Annotated in this window: 20 protein-coding genes, 1 other RNA gene and 1 pseudogene; 8 read left to right on the top strand and 14 right to left on the bottom strand. The window is 47.7% G+C overall.

Annotated features, from left to right (window positions below; translation table 11 throughout):
- Positions 1-38 precede the first annotated feature (38 nt).
- Positions 39-659, top strand: coding sequence for a DUF4867 family protein (locus BMY75_RS15715; RefSeq protein ID WP_074835752.1), 621 nt, complete (start codon positions 39-41; stop codon positions 657-659).
- Between the two features lie 113 nt (positions 660-772).
- On the opposite strand, the gene BMY75_RS15720 is transcribed toward BMY75_RS15715, so the two are convergent.
- Positions 773-4,699, bottom strand: coding sequence for a S8 family serine peptidase (locus BMY75_RS15720; RefSeq protein ID WP_074835755.1), 3,927 nt, complete (start codon positions 4,697-4,699; stop codon positions 773-775).
- 234 nt (positions 4,700-4,933) lie between these two features.
- On the opposite strand from BMY75_RS15720, the gene whiA reads away from it, so the two are divergent.
- From whiA to BMY75_RS15735, 3 genes are all read left to right on the top strand, one after another.
- Positions 4,934-5,863, top strand: coding sequence for a DNA-binding protein WhiA (gene whiA, locus BMY75_RS15725; protein WP_242940265.1), 930 nt, complete (start codon positions 4,934-4,936; stop codon positions 5,861-5,863).
- A gap of 20 nt (positions 5,864-5,883) precedes the next feature.
- Entirely contained in the window at positions 5,884-6,453 is a 570-nt protein-coding gene (locus tag BMY75_RS15730; RefSeq protein WP_074835760.1) for a VanZ family protein, read from the top strand.
- A gap of 175 nt (positions 6,454-6,628) precedes the next feature.
- Positions 6,629-7,279, top strand: a complete 651-nt coding sequence (locus BMY75_RS15735; protein ID WP_074835763.1) for a redox-sensing transcriptional repressor Rex — start codon at positions 6,629-6,631, stop codon at positions 7,277-7,279.
- Between the two features lie 115 nt (positions 7,280-7,394).
- On the opposite strand, the gene BMY75_RS15740 is transcribed toward BMY75_RS15735, so the two are convergent.
- The gene (locus BMY75_RS15740; protein ID WP_074835766.1) at positions 7,395-8,846 is read right to left on the bottom strand and encodes a C40 family peptidase; all 1,452 of its coding nucleotides are present in this window, start codon (positions 8,844-8,846) and stop codon (positions 7,395-7,397) included.
- Positions 8,847-9,050: 204 nt separating this feature from the next.
- On the bottom strand, positions 9,051-9,989 hold the full coding sequence (gene spoIID / locus BMY75_RS15745) for a stage II sporulation protein D (RefSeq protein ID WP_074835769.1): 939 nt from the start codon (positions 9,987-9,989) through the stop codon (positions 9,051-9,053).
- Between the two features lie 179 nt (positions 9,990-10,168).
- On the opposite strand from spoIID, the gene BMY75_RS15750 reads away from it, so the two are divergent.
- From BMY75_RS15750 to BMY75_RS18285, 4 genes are all read left to right on the top strand, one after another.
- Positions 10,169-11,332 carry a CPBP family intramembrane glutamic endopeptidase gene (locus BMY75_RS15750; protein ID WP_074835772.1) on the top strand — a complete coding sequence of 388 codons (1,164 nt, stop codon included), beginning with the start codon at positions 10,169-10,171 and terminating at the stop codon, positions 11,330-11,332.
- Positions 11,329-11,805: a tRNA adenosine(34) deaminase TadA gene (tadA, locus tag BMY75_RS15755; RefSeq protein ID WP_081350590.1), complete on the top strand. Its 477-nt coding sequence runs from the start codon at positions 11,329-11,331 to the stop codon at positions 11,803-11,805. Before BMY75_RS15750 ends, tadA begins: the two co-directional genes overlap by 4 nt.
- Positions 11,795-12,079 (top strand): DUF1294 domain-containing protein, encoded by a 285-nt coding sequence (locus BMY75_RS15760; RefSeq protein ID WP_074835775.1) that lies wholly within the window; start codon positions 11,795-11,797, stop codon positions 12,077-12,079. The genes tadA and BMY75_RS15760 overlap by 11 nt, the downstream gene beginning before the upstream one ends.
- A 342-nt stretch (positions 12,080-12,421) precedes the next feature.
- A complete protein-coding gene (locus BMY75_RS18285) occupies positions 12,422-12,691 on the top strand; it encodes a hypothetical protein (protein ID WP_139199858.1) in 270 nt (89 codons plus the stop codon).
- 72 nt (positions 12,692-12,763) lie between these two features.
- On the opposite strand, the gene recR is transcribed toward BMY75_RS18285, so the two are convergent.
- The 11 genes and pseudogenes from recR to BMY75_RS15820 all read right to left on the bottom strand — a co-directional run.
- Positions 12,764-13,366 carry a recombination mediator RecR gene (gene recR / locus BMY75_RS15770; protein WP_074835780.1) on the bottom strand — a complete coding sequence of 201 codons (603 nt, stop codon included), beginning with the start codon at positions 13,364-13,366 and terminating at the stop codon, positions 12,764-12,766.
- A gap of 3 nt (positions 13,367-13,369) precedes the next feature.
- Positions 13,370-13,720 carry a YbaB/EbfC family nucleoid-associated protein gene (locus BMY75_RS15775; RefSeq protein WP_024855969.1) on the bottom strand — a complete coding sequence of 117 codons (351 nt, stop codon included), beginning with the start codon at positions 13,718-13,720 and terminating at the stop codon, positions 13,370-13,372.
- 13 nt (positions 13,721-13,733) lie between these two features.
- Positions 13,734-15,332 carry a DNA polymerase III subunit gamma/tau gene (gene dnaX / locus BMY75_RS15780; protein WP_074835783.1) on the bottom strand — a complete coding sequence of 533 codons (1,599 nt, stop codon included), beginning with the start codon at positions 15,330-15,332 and terminating at the stop codon, positions 13,734-13,736.
- 37 nt (positions 15,333-15,369) lie between these two features.
- Positions 15,370-15,469, bottom strand: an RNA gene (ffs, locus tag BMY75_RS15785) — signal recognition particle sRNA small type.
- Between the two features lie 387 nt (positions 15,470-15,856).
- Complete coding sequence (locus BMY75_RS15790) at positions 15,857-17,305, bottom strand: S1C family serine protease (RefSeq protein WP_074835786.1); 1,449 nt, start codon at positions 17,303-17,305, stop codon at positions 15,857-15,859.
- Between the two features lie 623 nt (positions 17,306-17,928).
- A complete protein-coding gene (locus tag BMY75_RS15795; protein ID WP_074835789.1) occupies positions 17,929-19,053 on the bottom strand; it encodes a Ger(x)C family spore germination protein in 1,125 nt (374 codons plus the stop codon).
- Between the two features lies 1 nt (position 19,054).
- Positions 19,055-20,122, bottom strand: coding sequence for a hypothetical protein (locus BMY75_RS15800; RefSeq protein ID WP_074835792.1), 1,068 nt, complete (start codon positions 20,120-20,122; stop codon positions 19,055-19,057).
- A 49-nt stretch (positions 20,123-20,171) separates the two neighbouring features.
- Positions 20,172-21,653 carry a spore germination protein gene (locus BMY75_RS15805; RefSeq protein WP_074835795.1) on the bottom strand — a complete coding sequence of 494 codons (1,482 nt, stop codon included), beginning with the start codon at positions 21,651-21,653 and terminating at the stop codon, positions 20,172-20,174.
- A gap of 109 nt (positions 21,654-21,762) precedes the next feature.
- Positions 21,763-23,196: an NAD(P)(+) transhydrogenase (Re/Si-specific) subunit beta gene (locus BMY75_RS15810; RefSeq protein WP_081350552.1), complete on the bottom strand. Its 1,434-nt coding sequence runs from the start codon at positions 23,194-23,196 to the stop codon at positions 21,763-21,765.
- On the bottom strand, positions 23,193-23,501 hold the full coding sequence (locus BMY75_RS15815) for an NAD(P) transhydrogenase subunit alpha part 2 (protein WP_024855976.1): 309 nt from the start codon (positions 23,499-23,501) through the stop codon (positions 23,193-23,195). The genes BMY75_RS15810 and BMY75_RS15815 overlap by 4 nt, the downstream gene beginning before the upstream one ends.
- A gap of 56 nt (positions 23,502-23,557) precedes the next feature.
- Positions 23,558-24,131: pseudogene (locus BMY75_RS15820) on the bottom strand (NAD(P)(+) transhydrogenase (Re/Si-specific) subunit alpha); the annotation flags it as partial.

A 24,131-nucleotide genomic window follows, 5' to 3' on the forward strand; every position in this document is an offset into this window, starting at 1 on the left:
TAATTTTGCACATAACACCGTAAAGGAGGACACATATAATGAAGATCTATTCCGTTAATGATCCCGAATTCAGTGAGTTCGGTAAGGTGCTTGAGGGCTATGATACCAAGGAGCTCATCGCAGCGATGAACGCTGTTGATATGCCTGCAGAGGGCGTTGCTTACGAGCCCTGGATCGATTCTCTTGAAAAGTGCGGCATCTTCTCCAAGCTTGAAAACAACGCTTTCGGTGGTATGCCCATAGAGCTGGGTATGTGCTGGGGCTACAACAAGGCGCTGAACTGCCTTGAATACCACAGAAACAGCGAGATAAATATCGGTGCTACCGATTTCGTTCTGCTTCTCGCAAAGCAGGAAAAGATAATCAACGGAGTGCTGGATACTGCTGATGTCAAGGCATTCCGCGCACCTGCAGGTGCTGTTGTTGAGGTTTATGCAACTTCTCTGCACTATGCACCCTGCCAGACTGCTGACGGCGGTTTCAGAGTTGCAGTAGTTCTGCCCAGAAACACCAATACCGATCTGCCCAAGGGTGAGATCATCGATGCAGAGGACAAGACTCTGTGGGCAAGAAACAAGTGGCTGCTGGCTCATGCAGATTCTGCCGAGGCTAAGCAGGGCGCTTATGTTGGTCTTAAAGGCGAGAATATCTCCATATAATATTTTGAATGGTTTATGAAAAGGAGTATCGTCCGCGGGGCGGTACTTCTTTTTTGGGAATAGAAAAGGCATTTCTGCTGTGTTAAGCAGAAATGCCTTTGTTGCTATAAGGGTTATGAGAAATCTCTTTTGCCTTTTACCTTGGCTGCTATCCTTATGACATCTGTAATGTTGACGATGCCGTCGTGGTTTACGTCTGCGACTTTCATCTCATAATCGCTGAACATCCTTCTGTATTTAACGAAGGCTGCTGTCCTGGTGATATCTGAGATATTTATGGATTTATCGCCGTTGACATCGCCAAGACGGTATACGTATACTCTGATATCTTCTGGACTCATGCCGCCTTTGAATTCCATTACTCTTGTCACATATCCTTCTGCTTCCATAACGACACGGTAAGATATATTGGGATCATAACTGAACATCTCCCGATCAAGATATTGTCCGGGAAGCATCGTGTCATCCATCAACAGCTGACCGTCTGTGTATACTGAAACATGTATCATCAGTCTGTCGGTCAGTGAAATAATCGCGGGATTGCTGTAGCCTGCCTTATCGCCGGAATATACGGCGTATCTGAGCTTTTGACCGTGATATTTGCCGTCAAGCTTTTCGGAGATCTTAAGTGGTTTCCATTCACCTTCACCGTAACTGTAGTACTCCCATCTTGCAGAAGTCACTTTGCCATCGAAGGAGTAGGTCGGGCGAGGGATCTTGCTTATGGGAGTATCTTCCCTGACCTCGATGACGCCGGGGATATTGTTTACTAAAGGCAGTTCCTCGGAATAGGTCGCGATATTATATCCTCTGTCGGCAACGTTGAGGGAATAATCTGTTAGGTCAGTGATATCGTATTCAATGGTCATACAGCCGTTCTCATCAGGCTCTGCGGGAACAGCATCGAAGAAATCATACTCGAGGTTCTCGGGTTCCAGCAGCCGTATATCATCAAGAACGTCATCGATCGTTGCGGAGCTTATGCTGTTTCTGCCATATGAGCCTACACCGCCCTGTCCTGAAAAGGAGAAGCCTGTGGGATCAAAGAGCTGGAGAACTCTTTTGATATCCTCAAAGGTATAGCCGCTCTTATCGGAAGAGCCCTTTACGCTGCCCTTGCCTGTGCCGATGATGTAGAAGCCCTCGAGTTCGGGGTCTTCAGCGGTAACGGTTAGTATCTTTCTGCCTTTCTCTTTCTTTATGCTTATATTACTGAGTACAGGCGGTTCGGTATCGACAGTTATTTCTATGGATTTTTTCTGCGGAACCTTTTCACTGTATCCCTGGAAAAGCTCAGTGGTGAGATTCAGGTAATATTTGCCGTCCTTTAATATCTCATTGAGTTGGTCGGGATAGAAAGCCAGGGTGTACTCTGTATCGGTGAATAAGCTTTCTTCATAATCACCGGAATATACTACATTGCCGTTCTCATCGGTCAGTTCGTATCCTTTCAAAAGGCCCCTGCGGTTGGGAAGATAGTGATAGCACATGAAGTCCATCGTTTTTGCAACATTCGGTGATATCACATATCCGTTACGGGGTGAGGGGTCAAGATCGGGACAGTAATCCTCTTCGGCACGTTCCTTGTACAGTGAGAGCGCCTTGGCAATAGAAAGGGAAGCAGGTATACGGCAGGAACCGATTCGTGTTCTCAGGACGTTCTGGATAAGCAGCGTATTTGCTTTATCGGAAGTATATTCATATCCGATGATGGGCGGAGCGTTCCAGTCGCCGTGGAAACCTGTTATCGGTATAGAAATATCACTGCAGTTATCTGCTCCCGAGAGGGTGAGATAGCCGTCGGTGAACCAGCCGTTGGTGAACACGCTGTTGAGATCGTTAACGTCATCGGCATCAAGGGCAACACTGACGGTAAATGTGATCTCTCCTCCTGCGGGTACTTCTGCTTTTTTGACAGAGTATTTTGCTGAAGAACCTAGAACTGCAGGGGTATCGGAGATAGCTGTATCATTAAGCATCTCGCTGAACTCGGTGGTCTCACAGATCATTTCAAGCTCGGCTTTGTTGAAAACAACGTTGGAGCTGCCGTAGTTATGCAGGGTGACATCGAAGCTGAAATTATCGCCCACCTTATCACCAAGGCAAACGGAGGCTTTGCCGTTGTTTGTCATGGTCACGGAGCAGTTTGCAAGGTCTGCCAGATCTACAAGACCTGCGCCCTGCAACCTTGGTGAATATGGGATATCAGATACACATATTTGGTCGGCGCTGTTCATCAGCAGGTCTTTTACAAGGCGGACTTTTTCCGCGCCTGAAACTTCCCAGCCATTTTCTTCGATGTACTGTCCGGCCAGTGCGGAACAGCCTGCGGCAAAGGGGGTCGCCATAGAGGTGCCGTCCATATACTCATATCCGTCGTATGAAGCGGAGTATATTGCCTCGCCGGGTGCGCTGATATCCGGTTTGAGATCAAGTGTCTGAAGACTGCCGTGAGAAGAGAAATCACCCATATTGTAAGAGATGGTCTTATCGAAGAAATCTGTTCTGAAGAAAAGGCGGTGATCTTCCTGTGATTTGATGATCTCTGAACCTTCGTTGTCTGTTACTATGATGAAGAAGCTGTCGCTTTCATAGTAGGGGTTATAGTAGTAGTCCTCTGTGGAGCAGTATACAAGGCCTGCGGCACCTGCTTTTTCTACAGCCTCGGCGATACCGAAGAGATCGATATCGTAGTCATAACAATCCACAAGGGCGATCTTGCCGTTGATATCCGCCGCTTTGAGTTCTTCCTCGCTGCCTTCACCGCAGTATACGAATTCGTATTCGGTATCTTCGGATACAATTCTCTGTGACATTATTGAGCAGGGCAGCTCGGTTCCGTCGGCCAGCTTTATGAGGTTGAGGTCGGACAAGCTCAAGCTTGCTGCCGCTATGGTGAACATACCATCTATGAAGCCCGGCGAATTGAGAGAGCATCTTTCGACGTTTTCGGGAGTATGGGTAGGCCAGCCTTCGTTGCCGCCTGCACAGCATATCACAACGCCTGCATTATCGGCATTGTTGAGAACTTTGCTGTAAAGCTCCACCTGTTCGTCATCGGAGAATGGACCGCCGAAACTGAGGCTCACCACATCTGCACCGAGCTTTATAGCGTCCTCGATGCCTGCAAAGGCAACGTTGTCATCGATAGTGGGGACAGCATATTCTTTGTTTTGTTCAAAGCCTGCCATGAAGATCAGCTGTGCATCGGGTGCGACGCCGCTCATATCCATGTAATTCTCATATTCTTCTATATAGGGCTTTACCCTGTTGCCTGCCGCGATGCCGCATACGTGGGTGCCGTGGTACATCATTTCATTATCGGTTGAGACTGTATAGCGGTTTTTATTATCTAACAGCGAAATGGCATAGGGTATCTTGCTGCTGACATATGCTGAATCGGGATCTATATCAAAATTGAGGTTTCGGTTCTCGGCTGCGTCAGCGATATCTGCCTTGGTGAGTTTTACCGATGATTCGTCCGCAAGAGGTGCGAACATCTCGTGGTCTGTTCTGAGCTCGGTATCGATAACGGCGATGACCTTGCCTTTGCCTGTCAGACCTGTTTCGGAAGAAAAATAGTAAGCGCCTGTAGCATCTACGCTCTTATAAAGATCGGGTGCCTGATTTTTATGAGAAACCGTAACATTCTTTATTGCGGGGAGGTCTTCGGCTTCGTCGATAAGTTCACTAGGCAGAGTGCAGGAGAATCCGTTGAATACGGCATCATAGGTGAAGTCCAGTTCTGCATCGGGATAGATGGAGAGTATCTCACTGAAAGCGTTTTTTCTGAGACTTTTAAGCTGCTGAGACCTTCTCTGTGCAGCGGAGGTATCGAGATAATCAGAGCCCATATCGCCTGTATCGGCTGCGAGTATAGGGTCGCCGTAGAGTTCGACTATGACGTGTACGATATCGTCATACTCGGGGCAGGTGTCCGTTGTTTCCAACGCCTGGGCTGCGGAGGGCAGCACTGACGATGCTGTGATAGCAATGGCGGATATCAGCCCTGCCATTCTTTTGAACAATTCTTTGTTCATTTTGTCACCTCTCTTAATAATATTATGATCGAATGATTATTCTTTGTACAGCCATTTTTCGGGCTATACATACCATTGATAATTATACCTTAACCCTTGTTGTTTGTCAATAACTATCTGATTTTTTATGAAATTTTTAAGAAGAAGCAGGGGCTGTCATGATAGAGGGAAAGATGCTGATCCGGCTTTACTTTTGCGCTGATATGTGCTATAATACCATCGGGAGTGATGACAATGGACGAAATGTCTTTTTCATATAGAGTAAAATCTGAGATAATCGAGAGGATAAACACCTCACAGAAGGCTGATGCCTGTCTTATGGGGCTGCTTTGCTGCTGCAACGAGCTCAGTGACAGGGAGATACTTTTTCTGACGGAGAATACGTTGGTAAAGGATTTCTTTGTGAGGAACGTTTGCAGGATACTTAAAGACGAGGGTGCTGTGGATATCAGTGAGGCTGAAAGGCGCAGCGGAGTTACGCTGTACAGTCTGACCATACCCGACAAAGGTCAGAGGATATATCTTATGGAGTATTTCGGCATGGACGAGAGCAGGAGACTGACAGAGGAATATCTGCCAAAGGACAAGTTCTTTCCCTTTCTTACAGCGGGTATATTCCTTGCCTGCGGTTCGGTGAACGACCCAAGCAAGAAGTATCACATGGAGTTCGTTATGCCCACCCTTGACCTGTGCAACGACCTCGGTCTGCTTCTTATCGAACGTCATGAGATAATACCCAAGCACGTTGAGCGCAAGGGCGCTCAGGTGATGTACATAAAGGAATCGGAGAACATAATCGACATGCTGACCCTGATGGGGGCTACCATGTGTTCTATCGAGCTTATGAACGTGAAGATGGAAAAGGACGTCCGCAACAAGATAAACCGCGCCATGAACTGCGACAATGCCAATATCGACAAGACTTTGCGTGCGGCAGAACGTCAGGTGGCGGATATAGAGCTCATCGACCAGAAGATGGGGCTTTCGGCTCTGCCCGAGCAGTTAAAGGAGATGGCGGAGCTTCGTCTGGAGAACCCTGATTACAATCTGAAACAGCTGGGTGCGGAGATGGTACCGCCCATATCCCGCTCCGGGGCGAATCACCGTTTGCAGAAACTTTCGGAGATAGCGGAAGAGTTAAGAAAAAAGCATGGCATTGACTGAAAGGTAGTAGAAAAATAAAGATGACAGAGATATCATTTGCGGCGGCGGAGCTGCTGTTTGCGTTGGTGTGGATAATATGCAGGGCTGTGGTCTCTGCAAAGAAAAGGAAGTTTGACGTAAAGCGTGAGGGCGTACTTCTGCTGATGTATGTGAACCTGGCAGTTATACTAAGATTCACGTTTTTCCCTATGGAAACGGTGAACGGGAAGATACAGCCCCTTTTGTTTGACAGTTCGGAGGTCTTTCCTCTTCGGGTGAATCTTGTGCCCTTTATGAACATTACGGATTACGAAAACAGACGTGATATGCTGCTGAATATCATCGGTAATATTACGATGTTCATTCCCAGTGGTATTGTTCTTCCTATAATTTACAAGAGGCTGGATAATTTTTTGAAAGTATTCGCGGCGGGTGCGATGCTGTCGCTGTGCATAGAGATATTGCAGCTGCCTTTCAGCACAAGGGCATCGGATATAGATGACCTTATACTAAATACATCTGGTGTGGTCATCGGGTACGGCATATACGCTTTGGTAAGGGGTCTGAAAAATCGTAAAAAGAGACCTAGTCATGCGGTATCTGCCCGCTGATATCCGTGGAAAAAACTTATTTGATCTCAACGGTCTTCTGCACTTGACAAATGCGGGATTTGGGTATATAATATTATCGTTATTTATTTGACAAAGGCAACTTATGTAAATATAATTAATTTCAGCTTAACAATGTTTAAAGTTAAGCGCAGGAAAACTCGGGAGGGCTTAGAAGATGGCTAAAAACGGTAATATATCAACATCGGTGATAAAGCGTCTGCCGAGGTATTACAGATTTCTGGGGGAACTTGATAAGCAGGGAGTCGAGAGGATATCTTCGAGGGAGCTTTCGGAGAGAATGAATCTCACGGCTTCGCAGATAAGGCAGGATCTCAACTGTTTCGGCGGATTCGGACAGCAGGGATACGGCTATCATGTTGCATCACTCAGAGACGAGATAGGGCATATCCTCGGGGTGGACAAAGAGTTCCCCACAATTCTGATCGGCGCGGGAAATCTGGGCAAGGCGATAGCTATGCACATAAATTTCGGCACGAGAGGATGCAGATTGGCGGGCATATTTGATGCAAACCCAAGGCTTACCGGTGAGACTGTGGGCAGTATCGCTATACGTCACACCGATGAGATAGAGGAATTCTGCAAAGATGAGCATCCTGTTATCGCGGTGCTTTGTATACCGAAGGCAAACACTCAGGCGATAGCGGACAAGCTTGTTGAGCTGGGTATAAAGTCATTCTGGAATTTTTCTCATTACGATCTCACCATTGACCACAAGGGTATCGAGGTTGAAAACGTGCATTTGGGAGACAGTTTGCTGACGCTGACTTACCGTACTAATCAGCTGGGCAAGGCGGAAGAGGAGTAAATGTTGCGAGAACTGCCAAATTTCTCTTTTGGCAGTTTTCTTAGGTTTGCGATATACAAAGCCCCGAAGCTTTTTATGCTTCGGGGCTGTTTTTACGTTATGTCTTTTATGGGTATCATATAATCCTGCGCATGCATACTATCGGATTGTAGATAGAGAAGCTTGCAAGGTCGGAGAATATAATGCCGTCGTTGCTGTTTGCAGCGTGGACTATCCTTCCGTTGCCGTTGTATATCGCAACATGGTAGATACTGCCTATTCCGCCGTAGCCGAAGAATACCAGATCGCCTTCCTGAAGGTCGCCGTAGCTGACTGCTGTGCCGTAGCCCGCCTGTGACGATGCAAGGTGAGGCAGATTTATGCCTATCTGTGAATAGCTGAGCATTACTAGTCCTGAGCAGTCGTTTGCACGGAAACTTGATCCGCCCCATACATATGCGCCGCCGACGTTGCTGCGAGCGTAGTCCATTACGGTATTTATCCTGCTCTGGCGTGAATCATCTACCGGCTGAGGTTCGGGCTCCGGCTCGGGTTCGGGCTGAGGTTCAGGCTCAGGCTCAGGTTCGGGCTGAGGCTCGGGAATGGGTTCCGGCTCGGGTTCGGGCTCTTCCTGATCTATCGTTGTGGTCGTTTTCTTCTTGGTTGTCTCGGTCGGTGTGTCCTCGGGCTCGTCCTCAGAGGGTGCAGTAGTATGCTTTGTGGACGAAACTTCGCTTTCGGAAGATTCATCGTTCTTATCCTCGATGGTAGTCGTGGGAGCTGTGGTTGTGGTAGTTGTGGCTGTCTTTCTTGCTTCGGTCAGCTGTGATGAACGAAGTTCAAGGGCTGCCTTATCAAGAGCCATGGTATCCAGTTTGCCGTCTGCGCTGTCGATGAGTTCCTTCAGCGATTTTTTCTCGGCGTTGAGTTCTTCCATCATATCGGAATACTCAGCTGTCTGTTTTTTCAGCTTTTCGGAGTTTTCCTCGATTTCGGCTTTAACTTCTTCGATCTCGCGCTTTTTCTCCATAAGAGTATCGAGAGCTTCATCATCGTGGGATGCTACGCGCTTTACAAGTTCAAAGCGCATAAGCACATCAAAGAAATCGGTGGAATTTACCAGCACGTTCTCGTATGTACTTACTCCGCCCGCCACATACATGGATTTCAGTCTTTTCATGAACTCGTCTTTCAGAACTTCGATCTCTTTGTTCTTGATTTCAAGGTCGTTTCTGGCATTTCTCAGGCGGGTGTCCAGCTCGACCATAGCATCTTCGTTCTTAGCCAGCTGTTCCTCAACGTTGTCTATCTTAGCTTTTACTGCGGTGTACCTTGCTTTAAGAGCTTTGAGATCGCCCTTTTGCTTTTCAAACTCAGCATCGGCTTCCGCTATCTTCTTGTCAAGAGCTTCCTGCTCGGCTTTCAGCAATTCCAGCTCAGTCTCATACTGATCCTGCTCCTGTTGGGGAGCTGCAGCTGTGCTGATGGCAGTATCCCTTTTGCCTGCTCCGCCAAAAACGCCTGCTGCCAGGGTAAGTGCAAGGCAGAGAGCAATGGCTTTCTTGACTGTATATTTGTTGGTGATCATTTTTGGGTCTATCCTTTCAACTGTCGTGAAAAATTGTAACCATAACGTAATCATTAAACATAATTATACTCATTTTCGGCAGTTTTGTCAAGTTAAATATTTCTGAACATACGCAAAATGGGATTTTCAGGGGCTTTGAAACATCGGAAAAAGTTACATTTCGCTTACATTGTGAAGACTTAGTGAAACTTTTTCTGAGTGGGTCTATTCTTCTTTCAGGGTGCAGTTTTTGAAATAGTGAGCGAGTATTTCCTTACATGAACTGCCATTTTCTGCCATTGAATTTGCACCGTACTGGCTCATGCCCACCATATGCCCGAATCCCCTCGCGGTGAAGGCGAAAGTATCTCTCTTTGTTTCATATGTAAAACATGGTGAGGCTATTCCGAAAGCGCTGACAAACTGCTGAACATTCACTTCTGTGCTGCCGAGAGTTACCGAGGTCACGTAATCGCGCTCGTTTTGCTCGGTGGTCAGCCAGTTTTCGGGAGAGCCTGTGAGGGTTATGCCTAGGCTTTCATTGGATATATCACGCATATCATCAAAGGTCAGGGTCACAGTGGTTTCGATGCCATTTAATTCGGTATCAGTGCTGCTTTCTGCGGGCTGCAGATAGGGGATATCCTGTCCCCATGCACAGAGGGCGCTCTCGGTCATGCCCGATGATGCGGAATGGTAGGCAGGTGTTATGGGTTCGCCTTGATAGGTCAGTATCCACTGTGCAGAGCGGACTGCTTTCAGCACACGACGGCGGGCTTTTTCGTAGTCTTCACCGTAGAATTCACCGGCTTCATCGGGGGTAAAAAAGCTCTGGTAGATATGTTCATCATCGCTGATAAGTGCGCCGCGGAGTGACTTGGTAGGGGAGTCCTCTTCGGTCATGGCACGGCGGTATATGTATGTTCTTGCAAGGACTGCCTGGGCTTTCAGGGCTTCTTCGCTGAAATCTGCGGGCATCTGTGCGAGGACTGCGCCTATGGTGTAGTCTTCAAGGGAGTATTCTTCGACTCTGTCTTCGGCTGTCAGGTACACGCCTACGGTCATTTCAGCGGTATCACAGGCTTTTACTCTTGTGAAGACCAGGCAGGGTATCAGAGCCATACATATGGTAAGAACTATGGCACATTGCAGGTCGGGTCTCATATTATCTGCCTCCTATCGGGGAATGGTATGCTGTACTATATTATTATATGCGGTGGCGTGAGGATCAAGAACTGATATTTTTAATATGGAATTGTAAAATTTGTTTATTTATACTTTACTTTTGGGGTAGATTATGTTATAATATCATAAGTATTGATTATTTCACGGGAGGTGAGAGGATGGCAGGCAAAAAGGATAAGAGCTTTGTCCGCAACGTTGCGAAAGAACGTACTTACAGAAATCAGAACGAGGAGTATGAAGACGCTTATTTCAAATGGCGTGCTGATGAATCGAACCAGTATTCCTTCAACTACGTACACGATTCGCGTGAACATTCATATATGGCGGGCAGCGGCTTTATAAAGCATGGCGCTGATACAGCGGAGAGCCAGACACTGCACAATTGTCTGAGACTGCTGGGTGCTGTTATGCTGGTCATGCTGATGTTCGATGTGGTGAATTATCTGCTTGCTGTGTACATGAACGGCGGTCCCTGCGGTGTGGTATATTTTTCAAAAAGATACACTATCGGAAATTCGGAGACATTTCCATGCATACTTTTTACCTGCATCAGCACACTTAAATACATCACTGCGATGATAATATACCAAATGCGTTCAAAGCTTCCGCGCAAGGTGGCACTGCCTTCTGGCAAAAAAAATAACACTGCGGAATTCAGGGTAACGGCGATAATGATAATGCTCATGATAATAGTTATGGGCAGACTTGCAAGCACCCTGCTTTCGATGATACTCAGCGTTATCAAGGTGGACAGCGTATACATCTATATGTTTGACAGCAGCGAGCCTGCGGTACAGATAATTTCGGCGGTATACAACTGCATAATAATGCCTGTGCTGTGCGAGATGCTTTTCAGAGGACTGGTATTGCAGAGCTTCCGTCAGTTTGGCGATTCCTTTGCGGTTGCTGTGGCGAGCATCGCCTGCGGGCTGTGTTTCTATGATCTGAGCTACATGGGCTTTTCAATACTTTGTTCCATGGTAATAGGCGTATTTACCGTGCGCTCTGGTTCTATCGTTACAGCGATACTGATGCACTCGGTGACTACTACGGTGAATTATATGGTGGTATATGTTGGTATGCTAAATCCCTCACTGGGACGCATACTTGCGATTGCGCTGTGCATACTGATATGCATAGGTGCTCTGGTTGCGTATACGAGGCTCAATTATCGCAATGACTGGACTTTCAATGCGGATACACGTGAATCGGAGCTGACCTTTACAAAGAAGGTAAAGCTCATGCTTTCATCGAATACAGTGGCTATGTGGTTCGTGTGTGCGCTGATACTCACGATAGTGAATATGAGGATAGGTCAGTGACGCGGGACGAGATGTATATGCGCAAGGCGCTGGAGCTGGCGGCTCTGGCGGCTGAGGAGGACGAAGTTCCTGTGGGGGCGGTAGTCGTTAAAAAGAGTACGGGCGAGATAGTCGGCAGAGGGTTCAACAGGCGTGAATACGGACGTTCACCCCTGACCCATGCTGAGATAGTAGCTATCGAGGAAGCAAGCCGCAAGCTCGGCGGCTGGCGGCTAATAGACTGCGAGCTTTATGTAACGCTGGAGCCCTGTCCCATGTGTGCAGGTGCGGTGATAAACTCCCGTGTAGAGCGGGTGATATTCGGGGCGTATGACAAGAAAGCGGGCTCATGCGGCTCGGTGGTAGACCTATTTGCCCTGCCATACAATCACAAACCTGAATGTATCGGCGGCGTGATGGAAGAAGAATGTGCCGCGGCACTTACGGAGTTTTTCAGGGGACTGCGGATAAGAAAGGCTAAGAATGATGGATAAGATAGGCATGGTGCTTCTGTGCATCTACGGCGTGGTGAATCTTGCTGTGTTCCTGCTTTACGGCATCGACAAGCTGAAAGCGAAGCACGACAAATGGCGTATCCCCGAAAAGACCCTTATCATCGCCGCGGTATTCGGCATATTGGGCGGTCTGACGGGCATGATGGTATTTCATCACAAGACGAGAAAGCCGAAGTTTTCGGTGGGTCTGCCGATGATACTTTTTGTCGAGGCGGTACTTGCGGCGCTTGTTTACTATAAACTTATAAAATGAATCGCACCCTTTGTCGCTGGTGGTATTTCAGCGGCGGAGGGGTTTTGTTTTCTGACAACATGATATCATCGCTCAGTTTTCAGGAAAGAAATACCTTGCTTTCATTGACTTGTGGGGGAATATGTGATATTATTTACAAGACAATAAAAGGCTCAAGGGGGCATCAATATGAAATTTTTCAGAAGTCTTTTACTTACTGTGCTTACGTTTCTGAAATCGGTAGTGTTCATTTCAGCTGCTGTATGGTCGATTGGACACATATTTAGGGATAGTGGACTAGACCAACTCGATTATGATTTCTTGGTGAAAGTATTTATCGCGTCATTGGCTTTTATATTTACGATGAGCGGACTTTGGAAGGATAGGGTCGCAGCGGAATACGCAGAAAGCAGAAAGTTCTATAAGATCAATTCGGTGATATATTACGGTCTTGTGCTTGCGGGAACGCTGACGATATTGATAAGTGAATTGATAGGCGGCTGGGATGGTTTTGGCTTGTTTTATTTAGGTTGCCTGATCTATGTATTAGCTGTGATCGAACTGGTGTTGTCGTTTTTCATACACAGCATATTTTACGCTGATGACAGTTCGTCGGATACCTGTAATACATGAGAGGTCGTTTTGAATTTTATACAATAATAAAAAGCATCTTCGCTAAAAAGTGAAGATGCTTTGTGTTTTGTTTTATATCTCGCTGCGGTTTTCGAGAGCTTTAAACAGTGTTATCTCATCTGCATACTCCAACTGACCGCCTATAGGCAGTCCGAAGGCAAGCCTTGTGACTTTCACTCCGAGGGGTTTCAGCAGTTTTGAGATATAGAAGGCTGTTGCATCACCCTCAACTGTGGGGTTGGTCGCCATGATGACTTCATCGGCTATGCCTGAATTTATCCTTGCAAGCAGCTCCTTGATTTTGAGGTCATCGGGTGATACTCCGTTTATGGGAGATATCAGACCATGCAGCACATGATATACGCCCTTATACTCTCCCGTGCGCTCGATAGCGGTGATATCCTGTGGACTTTCCACCACGCATATCACGCTGTGGTCGCGCCTGTCATCATCGCAGATGGGGCAAAGGTGTCTGTCGGTATAGTTCTGACATTCCTTGCAGAGATGTACATTTTTATGTACATTAAGTACCGCGTTGGCGAAAGCCTCTGCGTCCTTATCGCTCATACGCATAACGTGATAAGCTAATCTCTGGGCGGATTTCATCCCTATGCCGGGCAGCTTTGCGAACTGCTCGGTAAGCAGTACGAGAGGCAGTGCGTTAGTTTCAGCCATTTCTTAGAACAGGCCGGGGAAGGATACGCCGCCTGTCAGCTTCTGCATCTCAGCATCGCTGATCTCGTCCAGGTTGTCAACAGCAGCATTGAATGCAGCCTTTACCATATCCTGCAGATCCTCGATCTCCTCGGGATTAACGATCTCGGGAGCGATCTTCAGATCGAGAACGTTTCTCTTGCCGTTGATAGTAACTTCAACAACTCCGCCGCCTGCAGTGCCCTTGAATTCTCTCTGTTCGAGATCTGCCTGAAGAGCAGTGATCTGATCCTGCATCTTCTGTGCCTGCTTTAACATCTGATTCATATTGTTGGAAGGACCTTTGCCCATTCCGTTGGGAACTCTTGCTTTCATTGTCAATAACTCCTTAATTTGATTTTTTTATATCGACTTCGATATCAAGCTTTTTAGCCTTTTCAAGCAGCCTGTTGATCGGGTTTTCCTTATCTTCGGGCGAAACGTTTTTAGCTGACTTTGCTTTGATATTGAAGGTCTGTCCGAAATTTTCCTTTAGCACTTCCTGTATCAGTGAATGTGCGTTTAGCTTTTTGAACTGCTGGAAGAAAAAGTCATTATCTACGATGATGAACACCGTGCTTCCGCCGAGAAAAGCTTTTGATTTTCTTAAAAATCCGCTTATTGCAGGATTTCTGCGGCTTATCTCATCAACTATGCCATCCCAGTTATTTATGGGCTGTATCTGTGACGGATCCATTTTTTTGAAATCGGGATCGGGCTCGGGTTTTGGCGGAGCTTCGACTTCCTGCTTCGGGATATCTGCCACAGCACCGCTGCGTACTGCATCTTCGAGCCTTGTGAGGCGCTTCAGCAGCTCACCGTCAGGCATTGCCGACTGAGATACAGCTGCGGGGGCATTTTTGCCGAATCCTGAGGTACACAGCCTTATTATGCACATTTCAAGCTCTATCCTCTTGGAAGTGCTTTTAGCCAGTTTATCCGAGCTTTCCTGCAAAAGAGAAATGCAGCCCAGTATATCATTCAGGGACATTTTCTTTGCTATATCCTCGATGCGTTTGAGTTCATCGGGGAGACAGGTGATAAGCTCCCTGCCGTTATCTATGGTAGCAGCCAGCATGACATTCCTCATCTGTTCCAGAAGTTCGCCTGCCAGCACTTTAAGGTCTTTTGACATGGAGTGCAGCTCGTTTATCCTTTTGAGCGCACCTGCCGCGTCTTTGTCGGCTATGCTTTCAAGTATATCGAAGAGGTAATCCCTGCCAGCGATACCTGAAGCACTCGATACAGTATCCAGTGTGATATCATCCGAGAAAGCAACGCACTGGTCGAGAAGCGAAAGCGCATCTCTCATACCGCCGTCGGAAAGCCTTGCGATAAGCTCAGCTGCGTCCTCGTGGAGAGTGAAACCCTCCTGACCTGCGATATACGTCAGCCTTGCCACGATATCCTCGGTCTTTATGCGGTTGAAATCAAAATGCTGACACCTTGAAACGATAGTCGCAGGGACTTTCTGTATCTCGGTGGTCGCCAGTATGAACTTAACGTGAGGAGGCGGTTCTTCCATAGTTTTCAGCAGAGCGTTGAATGCGCCCACCGAAAGCATATGCACCTCGTCGATGATATACACTTTATATTTGCACATCTCGGGGGTGAACATAACGCCTTCGCGCAGTTCTCTGATATCGTTGACGCTGGCATTTGATGCTGCGTCTATCTCGATTATATCCCCAAGGGAGCCATTATCTGCGGCTCGGCATATCTCACATTCACAGCAGGGCATACCGTCCTTGCCGTTTTCGCAGTTTACAGCCTTTGCGAATATTCTGGCGCAGGTGGTCTTACCTGTGCCTCGTGAACCTGTGAAAAGGTACGCATGGGCTGTTTTGCCTGAGATTATCTGGTTTTTGAGTGTAGTCGTGATATGAGGCTGAGATACAACGTCATCAAAGGTTCTTGGACGCCATTTTCTGTATAAAGCCTGATACACATTCTCACTCCCTTAATAAAAATCGATCCGACATATAGGCGTGCAGGCGAAACTGTAACACACGAAACAAACCGCTTAATGCTGCTCGGTTCCCCGCCTGACATGGTTCACAGCGTTTCATTGTACAGGACCCGCACACCCATATCTCGGATCGAATCAACGTCCGGATATCTTTTCCCGGTCTTTACCGCCGATAGAATTATCTTCATCGTCGGAGTACTTAGATATTATAGCACACTTCTCCAAAAAAAGCAAGTGTTTTCACAAAATTTTCGCAAAAATATTTAAACGGGCTGTATATATAGGTTTCCACGATCTTTATTTTCGATTTGTGTAGCCGATCATAATAAATATGATATATAATTGCTTATTAATTCGTTCTATTGTTTTCTTCGATAAAGCACGTAGTCTGTTAGAAAAAGAAACAGCCGCGCTAAAGGGGGAGGGAGCGCGGCTGCTTATGGTGAAGGTTTTTTAGAAGTTATTTACACATACTCTCAATGAAGAGCTTTTTATCTTGCGAATTATCTCATGCCGAAGAACTCAAAGGGATCCATGCCCTCGAACTCATCGCCGTAGCCGTACTGATAGTTGCCGCGGCCCTGATTGTTCTGCTGCTGTTCCTGCTGCTGTTCCTGCTGCTGAGCCTGATCGTCCTCGGTCTTCTCTTCGGGCTTGGTCTCGTCAACAACTATGCTGAATTCCTTGGTCTCGCCCTGTCTGTAAACTGTAACTGTGATGGTATCGCCCTTTTTGCACTTTCTGATAGCTGCTACCATATCGGTGGAAGATGCGATCTCCTTGCCGTCGATCTTGGTGACGATATCGTTGACTTCGATGCCTGCTTCCTTAGCGGGAGAATCGTCGTTTACCTGTCTAACAACTGCACCCTCGGGGATACCGTAGGACTTCATATCGCTGCTTACTGTTTCAACAGATACACCGATGTAGGGCTTAACAACATAGCCGTTTTCGATGATGCTGGTAACGATATCCTTAACGGTGTTGATGGGGATAGCGAAACCGATGTTATCGATGGAAGCTTCGGTGCTGGAATTGCTGGAATACTTAGCGTTTGTAACGCCTATAACTTCTCCGTACATATTGAACAGTGCTCCGCCCGAGTTGCCGGAGTTTATAGCGCAGTCGGTCTGGATGAGGTTCATCATAACGGAATTGGAAGTTGTGATCTGTCTGTCCATAGCGCTTACAACGCCTGAAGTCAGGGTGAATGTGAGCTCACCAAGAGGGTTGCCGATAGCTACTACGTTATCGCCTACGCTGAGTGCTTCGGAATCGCCGAGGGTAACTGCTTCAAGACCCTTTGCGTCGATCTTCAGAACTGCGATATCGTTGCTTTCGTCGCTGCCGACGATCTCAGCATCATAGGAAGTGTTATCGTAGGTTGTTACCTTTACCTTGTTAGCACCGTCGATTACGTGATAGTTAGTAACTATGTAACCGTCATCGGTGATGATGAAGCCCGAACCGCTTGCAGCTGCTGTGGTGGTATAGCCGAAGTAGTTTGTGCTGCTTATCTCGGTGGTGATACCTACGGTGGAGTTTACATTATTCTTATATACCTCGGAAGCTGTCAGCTGAGTGCCGTCGGTCTTTACTGTCTGCATTGCAACTGCCTTTTCGCCCGATTCAGCTGTCTTGATGACTGCCTTGCCTGTTTCGGTGTTGCTCTCTGTAGAGGATTCAGCTTTGGTATCTGCAGCGTCTGCCTTTGTCTGAGCGGCAGATGGATTTGTACCGAGGTACTTGATAGCTGCGAATGTTCCGCCTGTGCCAAGTGCACCGCCCAGCAGGCTGAAGCTTACTGCCAGTGCCGCAAGACGAAGCTTGCTGTTCTTTGTGCGGGGGGCCGAAGCTGCGGGTGCTGAATACTCAGCAGGTCTGTAGAGGTTCTCGCTCTGTGCGGGTGTATTATTAATGTTATTGATGTTGTTGTTTTCCATGTTATCCATAAGACATACTCCTTTGTGATTTGATTTATCGTCTGGCGGTCTGTGCCGCTGTTTGTTTTCTATGTTTAAAGTATATTTCCCTAACTTAAAAACTAATTTAAACCGGAATGAAAATAGCTTGAAAGAATATGGAAGTATTTATCACATACCTTTCATTTTAGCACTTAATGTGATGGCTGAGTGAAAAAAGTGTCACCCGATGATGAAAAAAGCATTTTTGGAAGATAATTATGGTCTTCACGGGGTATTTGAAAAGTGATTTTTGAAGTTTTGTTAACATTAAATTACATAATAGTGTAAAGTAACGTGATGGTGTTAAAATCGTTAAAATAGTAAATTATATAAGATGCGAATATTCTGAAATAGTTTTCCTTTAAAATTATTATAGAATACTTGCGGCACTCTGCTATCCGAAAAATGCAGGAACGTTAAATCACAGCGCAAAAACGACGTCCCGCACACTATTGTACGGGACGCCGTTTTTTAAGGAAGTTTAGAAAAAATATATGAAGAAAAAATATGAAGCATTCTCTGTTGATGTTAATATAATAACCTTGTGATGTGAAATCTGTGTGATAGAATGGGGAATAATTTCAAAAAACACGAATTGACATTTTCTGACTTCATACGACTTTTACCGTGATATTCACATGGGCTTCTACCGCGGAAAGTAGTTTTTCTGGGGCATCGCGGTATTTTAGCCACAGCTTCGGGTAACGCTGTTTTATCAGCTGTGATGTGCCGAAGATATCTGCGCCACTTTGGAACATTTCGGATTGCAGGGCTGTGCAGTCGGATGCGAGGGCTTGTGCCGTGACGATGCTGAGTCTTTTGCTCTGCTGGGGGTCAAGCTCGTGATCGGGGCGGGCTGATACTGTGATATTTGTGCGAAGTATCAGTCTGCCGTTTTCTAAAGTTATGGTGCGGTAACGTCGGCAGTTGTCAAGCTGGGAGGTCACGCTTTTGCCGTCAAGGATAGTCACAACGCTGCCTTTATCGGCTTTGCCCGAAAGCAGTGCCGCGGAGAGGGCGGCGTTCTCGGTGAGGAGGCTTTTGCCCTCTCGGGTGACTACGGCTGTTCCTGCCACCCTTACACTTTCCGATATAGATGGGGTGTCCGCCGAACTGCTGTCTGTGTCGCCGTTGCTTATGACTTCAAGCACAGGCATGGCGGCGCTGCCTTCATCGGAAAGCAGAGATTTCAGGTCACAGTTGATAGTTCGGGAGTATTCGGCGGATGTGCTGATAAGGCTCGAAAGGGCTTCAGCCGAGGTTTCGTCCTCGGTGAGTTTCAGCTGCATGAGGTCTTCAGCCTTGCCTTGTGTCATGCATATATCGGCTGAGGGGCTGATATTTTTGCCGCCAAGGGCAAAGGAGAAAAGCTCTGGCGGATCATCAAGGGCGATACCGCTGCCAAGACATATCAGCTGTAAGTGTCCAAAAAACAACTCTTTTCCTGTGGAACTGTCTGCGGCGGACAGGGCTTCGCTGACGGTCTTGCCCTCGCTGACGGCAACAGCAACGTTCGCGCCTGTGACATCTACTGCGGTATCCGAGCCCGAGCCTGCGGGCTGGAAGATCTGCAAAGATACGCGGTAGCCATTTTCGCAGGGGTCTATGCCCATTGCGTGGACTATCCCGCGCCTGTCGATGCTGATACTTCTGCCGCCTGCCGCCAGTATGATACAGCACAGCACGGCAGTAATAAGGAGAAAAAACGTGCGGTCGGATCGAAGAGTTCTTTTCATGTCAGACCTCACTTTCATGGTTTGATTTCGGCGAATCTATCAGGAGAAATGCGGGGATTATCAGCGCAAGAACGATTATCGGAGCGGCTGGGCGCGGTGAGTAGATGACTTTTTCCCAGCCGTAGCCCAGAAGCAGAGGAAGTGCGGCGGCTGTGGGGAGAGATCCTGCCAGAAGCACGCTTCCGATATGGGAAGTCGAGGGACGGAGAAGCCGCAGACAGCGAGCGGAACAATAAAGAAGTGTGGTCAGCTTGACGATACCTGTCATCACCCAGATCAGCAGAAAAACTGCATCACTGCGCTCGGTTATCAGGTTTTCAGATGCAGCTGCAAGGGTGAATACAGGCAGTTTCTCGGCAAAAGCGAAAGTCCCGAGAACGGATGTCACCATTGCGGCGATTATCATGATGATAACACCTTTTGAGATGAGGTAGTGCTTTGAAGCCTTTTCTGGGTCGCCGTCGATATCTGCCGCTAGAAAAGAGAACAGCGCAAGGCATTCACAGCGGGAGAATTCGGCGTATACAGCCATTGCAAGCTCGGCGGGGAGGTTGTTAACGGCGTAGTCAAAGCGGGTGATCTCCATATCTTCGGCGGCGCCCGCGGCGATTATCGCCAGCATTATGATGACTCCTGCAAAGGTGATGCTGGCTGTTCTGCCGAGGACGGAAATGGTAAGTCTAGCCCCATAAACCGTCGCTAAAGCTACGCAAAGCACAGTCATGACTCTGGTCATATTCACGGCGAAAAAGTAGTCAGTGAAGTATGCAAGGTCGCCGATATCGCGGAAGGCTTCATATATAAAGTACAGCAGAAAGGCTATCGTAACAGCTTTGCCGTAATTTTTGCTCCGCCCGAAAGCCAGCGTGCATGGGTCATTACGGGTTTGGGCGGCAAGCTTTGAGGCGGGTATCAGCAGGAAAGCCTGCAAAATCGTGGAGATAAGAGCGCCTGTCATATAGGTGAGCCCGCCTGTGATGCCGACAGGGAAGAGGGTCAGCGTAGTGAAGCTTCTTGCACACAGCAGCAGGCATATCAGTTCGGCAGGAGATAGTTTTTGTTTAGTCATAAATTATCCGTTTTATTGTACAAAATTTCGATTGGAAAATAAGTCCGTATTATTGTACATCAGACGAATTATCCGTTACGGTGGTGTGACGTTTTGCAAGCTGACGAAATCCCGCGCGGGCGAAAATGTCGGTGAGACCGTGGTGGCGCAAAGGCAGCAGCGGCGAGGTGAAAGCTGTTCCGTATTGATCTACGGCGGAAATGTTGAAGATTAGCAGAGCCGATGCTATTGCTATGCCGTAAAGTCCGCCGAAACCTCCTGCTATTATGAAAATAAGCCGAAGAACCGTTATTGCGGGATACAGTGACGGCAGTACGAAAGATGCGGTGGCGGTCATACCAACAACTATCAGCAGGGGCTGAGAGACCATACCGCTTTTTACTGCCGCATCGCCGATTATCAGTCCGCCGACTATGGACACCGCCCCGCCAACTGACCGTGGCAGGCGTACACCCGCCTCGCGCATGATCTCGAAAAGCACCATTAACAGGAGCATTTCCACCACGGGAGGGTAGGGTGTTGCCACCTCGGCGGCTGCGAGGTTCAGCAGCAATTTCAGCGGAAATACCTCGGGGTGGAACATGACCAGAGCAGTGTAAAGCCCTGGAAGAAGTACCGCCAGCAGGAACGATGCGTATTTTATCCAGCGCGAAAACGCCGCATAAAACGGCTTTTCGCAGTAATCGTCCATTGTGCGGAAGTTATCAGCAAAGACGGTGGGCAGTAGGATACAGCCCGGGGTGCCGTCGATAATGACCAAAATTTTACCCTCGTTCAGAGCGGCACAGGCATTGTCGGGGCGCTCGGTTACTGTTAAAGCAGAGAAAATCGAACGGTTGTAAGTCTCGTCAAGAAAAGGCATGAGATATCCTGCATTGAGGACAGTGTCCAATTCAATGGACTGCAATTTTTGCTTTATCTTATTGATGGTCTCAGTGCTGGCTCTGCCTTCGATATGGGCGATGCAGATATCCGTCACGGAGAGTTTGCCAACTTTCAAAAGTTCAAACCGCAAAGCGGGAGTTTTCAGTCTTCGGCGGATAAGGGACATATTGGTGCGAAGGGTCTCGGTGAAGCTGTCGCGGGCTCCGCTGATGGTCTGTTCAGCTTCGGGAATAGACACGGCGCGTTTCTCAAAGCCTTGTATACCAAGACAAACGGCGCGTGGGACACCATCTATAAGTATGGCGGCAAATCCAGAAAACAGCAGTTCAAACAGCTTGCCAAAATCGGTGACGAGCTGTCTGTCGGTGGACATAAGACTGTGCTTTTCAAGCATATCAATTATCTCGTTGGCGGACGGTCCTTCGCTTGCCAAGTTAGTGAGCGGTTCAAAAACAAGCTCCGCAAGCAGCTGGGAAGATGCCATACCCTCAATGGAAAGTATGGCGCAGTCGGTACTGCCAATGGTTATGTTAATAATGTTAAGGTCGGCGGTCTCGCCAAGGGCGGAACGAGTTATTTCAAGGTTGTTTTTTAGGTCTGTACGAAGTATCTCAGATTTTATGTTGTTGAAGTACGGTTCGCTCATATTTCGGAACACCTCTTTCATATCTGAAGTATCCCACGATTTTTTTGAATTATTCACAGGCACAAAAAAAGAGGACAGCGAACTGTCCTCTGAAATGTACTTTTGATGTTTATTCCTCAAACTCACTAACCAGTTGAGCCACAGTATTCTTAGCATCGCCGTAGATCATAACGGTGTTGTCGTTGGTGAACAGGGGGTTCTCAACGCCTGAGAAACCTGTACCCTTACCACGCTTGAGAACGAAAACAGTTCTAGCCTCGAATGCGTTGATGATAGGCATTCCGTAAAGAGGAGAGCTTTCGTCGTTGATAGCGGAGGGGTTAACAACGTCGTTTGCACCTATAACGATGGCAACGTCTGTGTTTGACATCTGGGGATTCATCTCGTCAGCGGTCTTCAGCTGCTCGTAAGGTACGTTTGCCTCAGCCAGAAGTACGTTCATGTGACCGGGCATACGTCCTGCAACGGGGTGGATAGCGAAGTTTACTTCTGCGCCGTTAGCTTCAAGCTTGTCACAGAGTTCCTTTACAGCGTGCTGTGCCTGAGCAACAGCCATGCCGTAACCTGGGATAAATACTACGCTGCTTGCTGCTTCGAGGATGAGATATGCGTCCTCAACAGACATGGACTTGGGCTCTTTCTGCTCGCCTGCAGCACCCTTCTTGGTTGCGCCGAAGCTGCTGAACAGCAGTGCGTAAAGAGTTCTGTTCATAGCCTTGCACATGATGAGGGTCAGGATAAGTCCCGAAGTACCTACCAGACAACCGGATACTACCAGCACGCTGTTGCTGATGGAAAGACCTGCAAATGCAGCTGCAAGTCCCGAGAAAGCGTTCAGCAGGGAGATGATAACGGGCATATCGCCGCCGCCGATTGCAACTACCATTGTGAAGCCCAGTATAAGGTAAGCAGCTGTTACGATGATTATACCGATGGTGCCTACACTTGCATCAACTGCTCCTGCAATGCTCAGAGCGTAGATAGCAACGCCTACAAGTCCCACAACTGCCAGCAGGCCGTTTATAGCGTTCTTGGCAGGGATTGTTACGTTCTTCTTGAACATCTTGCCGCTCAGCTTGCCCCATGCAACTACCGAGCCTGTGAATGCGATTGCACCGATGGCTACTGTAAGTCCTAGTGCGATAGCTGAGAATGTATTGATGTTTTCGGCTGTCATGTACTGTGTCAGTGCCACCAGTAAGCTGGAAAGTCCGCCGAAGCCGTTGAACAGAGCAACCAGCTGTGGCATACCTGTCATTTCTACCTTTTTAGCCCAGATAGCACCGATGATGCTTCCGAGAGCGATTGCTGCAACGCCCCAGACATATGCGTTGTTAATAGGTCCGTTTTTGGTGACTGTTTTTGTGACATCTTTCTCGAAAAGCACGGTAACTACTGCGATGAGCATACCTACGGAAGACATCAGATTACCCTTACGTGCTGTGTCTGCCTTACCCAGAAGCTTGATGCCTCTTATAAACAGTACAGAGGATACCATATAGAGCACTGTCGTGCAGACGGTGCGGATATTTTCAAAATTCACTTCTTATCCTCCCCTTTTTTCTTGAACATACCAAGCATTCTGTCTGTTACCAGATAGCCGCCGATAACGTTTATAGTTGCCAGAACTATCGCTGCAAATCCGCAGATATTGCTGAGCATACCATCTGTCTGGAGTGCTACTGCTGTTGCAGATATCGCACCGACAATAGTGATGCCCGAGATCGCGTTTGTACCCGACATAAGGGGTGTATGCAGCTGCGAGGGCACTTTCGAGATAAGCTCTACGCCCAGGAATCCTGCGATAACGAACACGAATACCAGCAAAAGAATTTCGCCTGTCGCCATTTTACTTTACCTCCTGATCATTTTTAAGAAAACGTTTTCGATTCATTCGCCAAGAATCAGTTATTCTTGAAGCGCTCGTGGATTATCTGTCCGCCCTGTGTGAGCAGGCAGCCACGCATGATCTCATCTTCGAGATTTACCTTGAGTTCCTTGCTTTCCTTATCATAGAAGTGGGTCAGGAATGCGTAGAAGTTACCCGAGAGCATCTTTGATGCATCGTAAGGTACCTGTCTTTCAAGCATATCGCCGCACATGATAGTAACGCCGTTTTCGGTAACAACGTCCTCAAAGAGCTTTGAGCCTTCAACGTTACCGCCAGTGGAAACTGCCATATCTACAACAACTGCGCCCTTCTTCATGCGGTCAAGAACGTCCTTGCCGATAAGGCGGGGAGCCTTTCTACCGAATACCTTAGCGGTAGTGATGACGATATCTGAACGTTCGCAAACCTTAGCCTGAGCTTCCTGCTGTTTAGCTATCTGCTCGGGTGTGAGCTCCTTAGCGTAACCCTGATCGGTCTGTCCCATCTCACCCAGGTCTATCTTAACGAAAGATGCGCCCAGGGACTTTACCTGTTCTTCAACAACGGGACGTGTATCGAAAGCATCAACACGAGCACCGAGACGCTTT

Origin of the sequence: Hominimerdicola alba, from assembly GCF_900109655.1 — a bacterium.
Lineage (GTDB): Bacteria > Bacillota > Clostridia > Oscillospirales > Ruminococcaceae > Hominimerdicola > Hominimerdicola alba_B.

Excerpts from the sequence above, each read along its gene's own strand:
- BMY75_RS15715 (WP_074835752.1), top strand. The coding sequence starts at position 39 with ATGAAGATCTATTCCGTTAATGATCCCGAATTCAGTGAGTTCGGTAAG.
- BMY75_RS15720 (WP_074835755.1), bottom strand. The coding sequence starts at position 4,699 with ATGAACAAAGAATTGTTCAAAAGAATGGCAGGGCTGATATCCGCCATT.
- whiA (WP_242940265.1), top strand. The coding sequence starts at position 4,934 with ATGGACGAAATGTCTTTTTCATATAGAGTAAAATCTGAGATAATCGAG.
- BMY75_RS15730 (WP_074835760.1), top strand. The coding sequence starts at position 5,884 with ATGACAGAGATATCATTTGCGGCGGCGGAGCTGCTGTTTGCGTTGGTG.
- BMY75_RS15735 (WP_074835763.1), top strand. The coding sequence starts at position 6,629 with ATGGCTAAAAACGGTAATATATCAACATCGGTGATAAAGCGTCTGCCG.
- BMY75_RS15740 (WP_074835766.1), bottom strand. The coding sequence starts at position 8,846 with ATGATCACCAACAAATATACAGTCAAGAAAGCCATTGCTCTCTGCCTT.
- spoIID (WP_074835769.1), bottom strand. The coding sequence starts at position 9,989 with ATGAGACCCGACCTGCAATGTGCCATAGTTCTTACCATATGTATGGCT.
- BMY75_RS15750 (WP_074835772.1), top strand. The coding sequence starts at position 10,169 with ATGGCAGGCAAAAAGGATAAGAGCTTTGTCCGCAACGTTGCGAAAGAA.
- BMY75_RS15760 (WP_074835775.1), top strand. The coding sequence starts at position 11,795 with ATGATGGATAAGATAGGCATGGTGCTTCTGTGCATCTACGGCGTGGTG.
- BMY75_RS18285 (WP_139199858.1), top strand. The coding sequence starts at position 12,422 with ATGAGCGGACTTTGGAAGGATAGGGTCGCAGCGGAATACGCAGAAAGC.
- recR (WP_074835780.1), bottom strand. The coding sequence starts at position 13,366 with ATGGCTGAAACTAACGCACTGCCTCTCGTACTGCTTACCGAGCAGTTC.
- BMY75_RS15775 (WP_024855969.1), bottom strand. The coding sequence starts at position 13,720 with ATGAAAGCAAGAGTTCCCAACGGAATGGGCAAAGGTCCTTCCAACAAT.
- BMY75_RS15790 (WP_074835786.1), bottom strand. The coding sequence starts at position 17,305 with ATGGATAACATGGAAAACAACAACATCAATAACATTAATAATACACCC.
- BMY75_RS15795 (WP_074835789.1), bottom strand. The coding sequence starts at position 19,053 with ATGAAAAGAACTCTTCGATCCGACCGCACGTTTTTTCTCCTTATTACT.
- BMY75_RS15800 (WP_074835792.1), bottom strand. The coding sequence starts at position 20,122 with ATGACTAAACAAAAACTATCTCCTGCCGAACTGATATGCCTGCTGCTG.
- BMY75_RS15805 (WP_074835795.1), bottom strand. The coding sequence starts at position 21,653 with ATGAGCGAACCGTACTTCAACAACATAAAATCTGAGATACTTCGTACA.
- BMY75_RS15815 (WP_024855976.1), bottom strand. The coding sequence starts at position 23,501 with ATGGCGACAGGCGAAATTCTTTTGCTGGTATTCGTGTTCGTTATCGCA.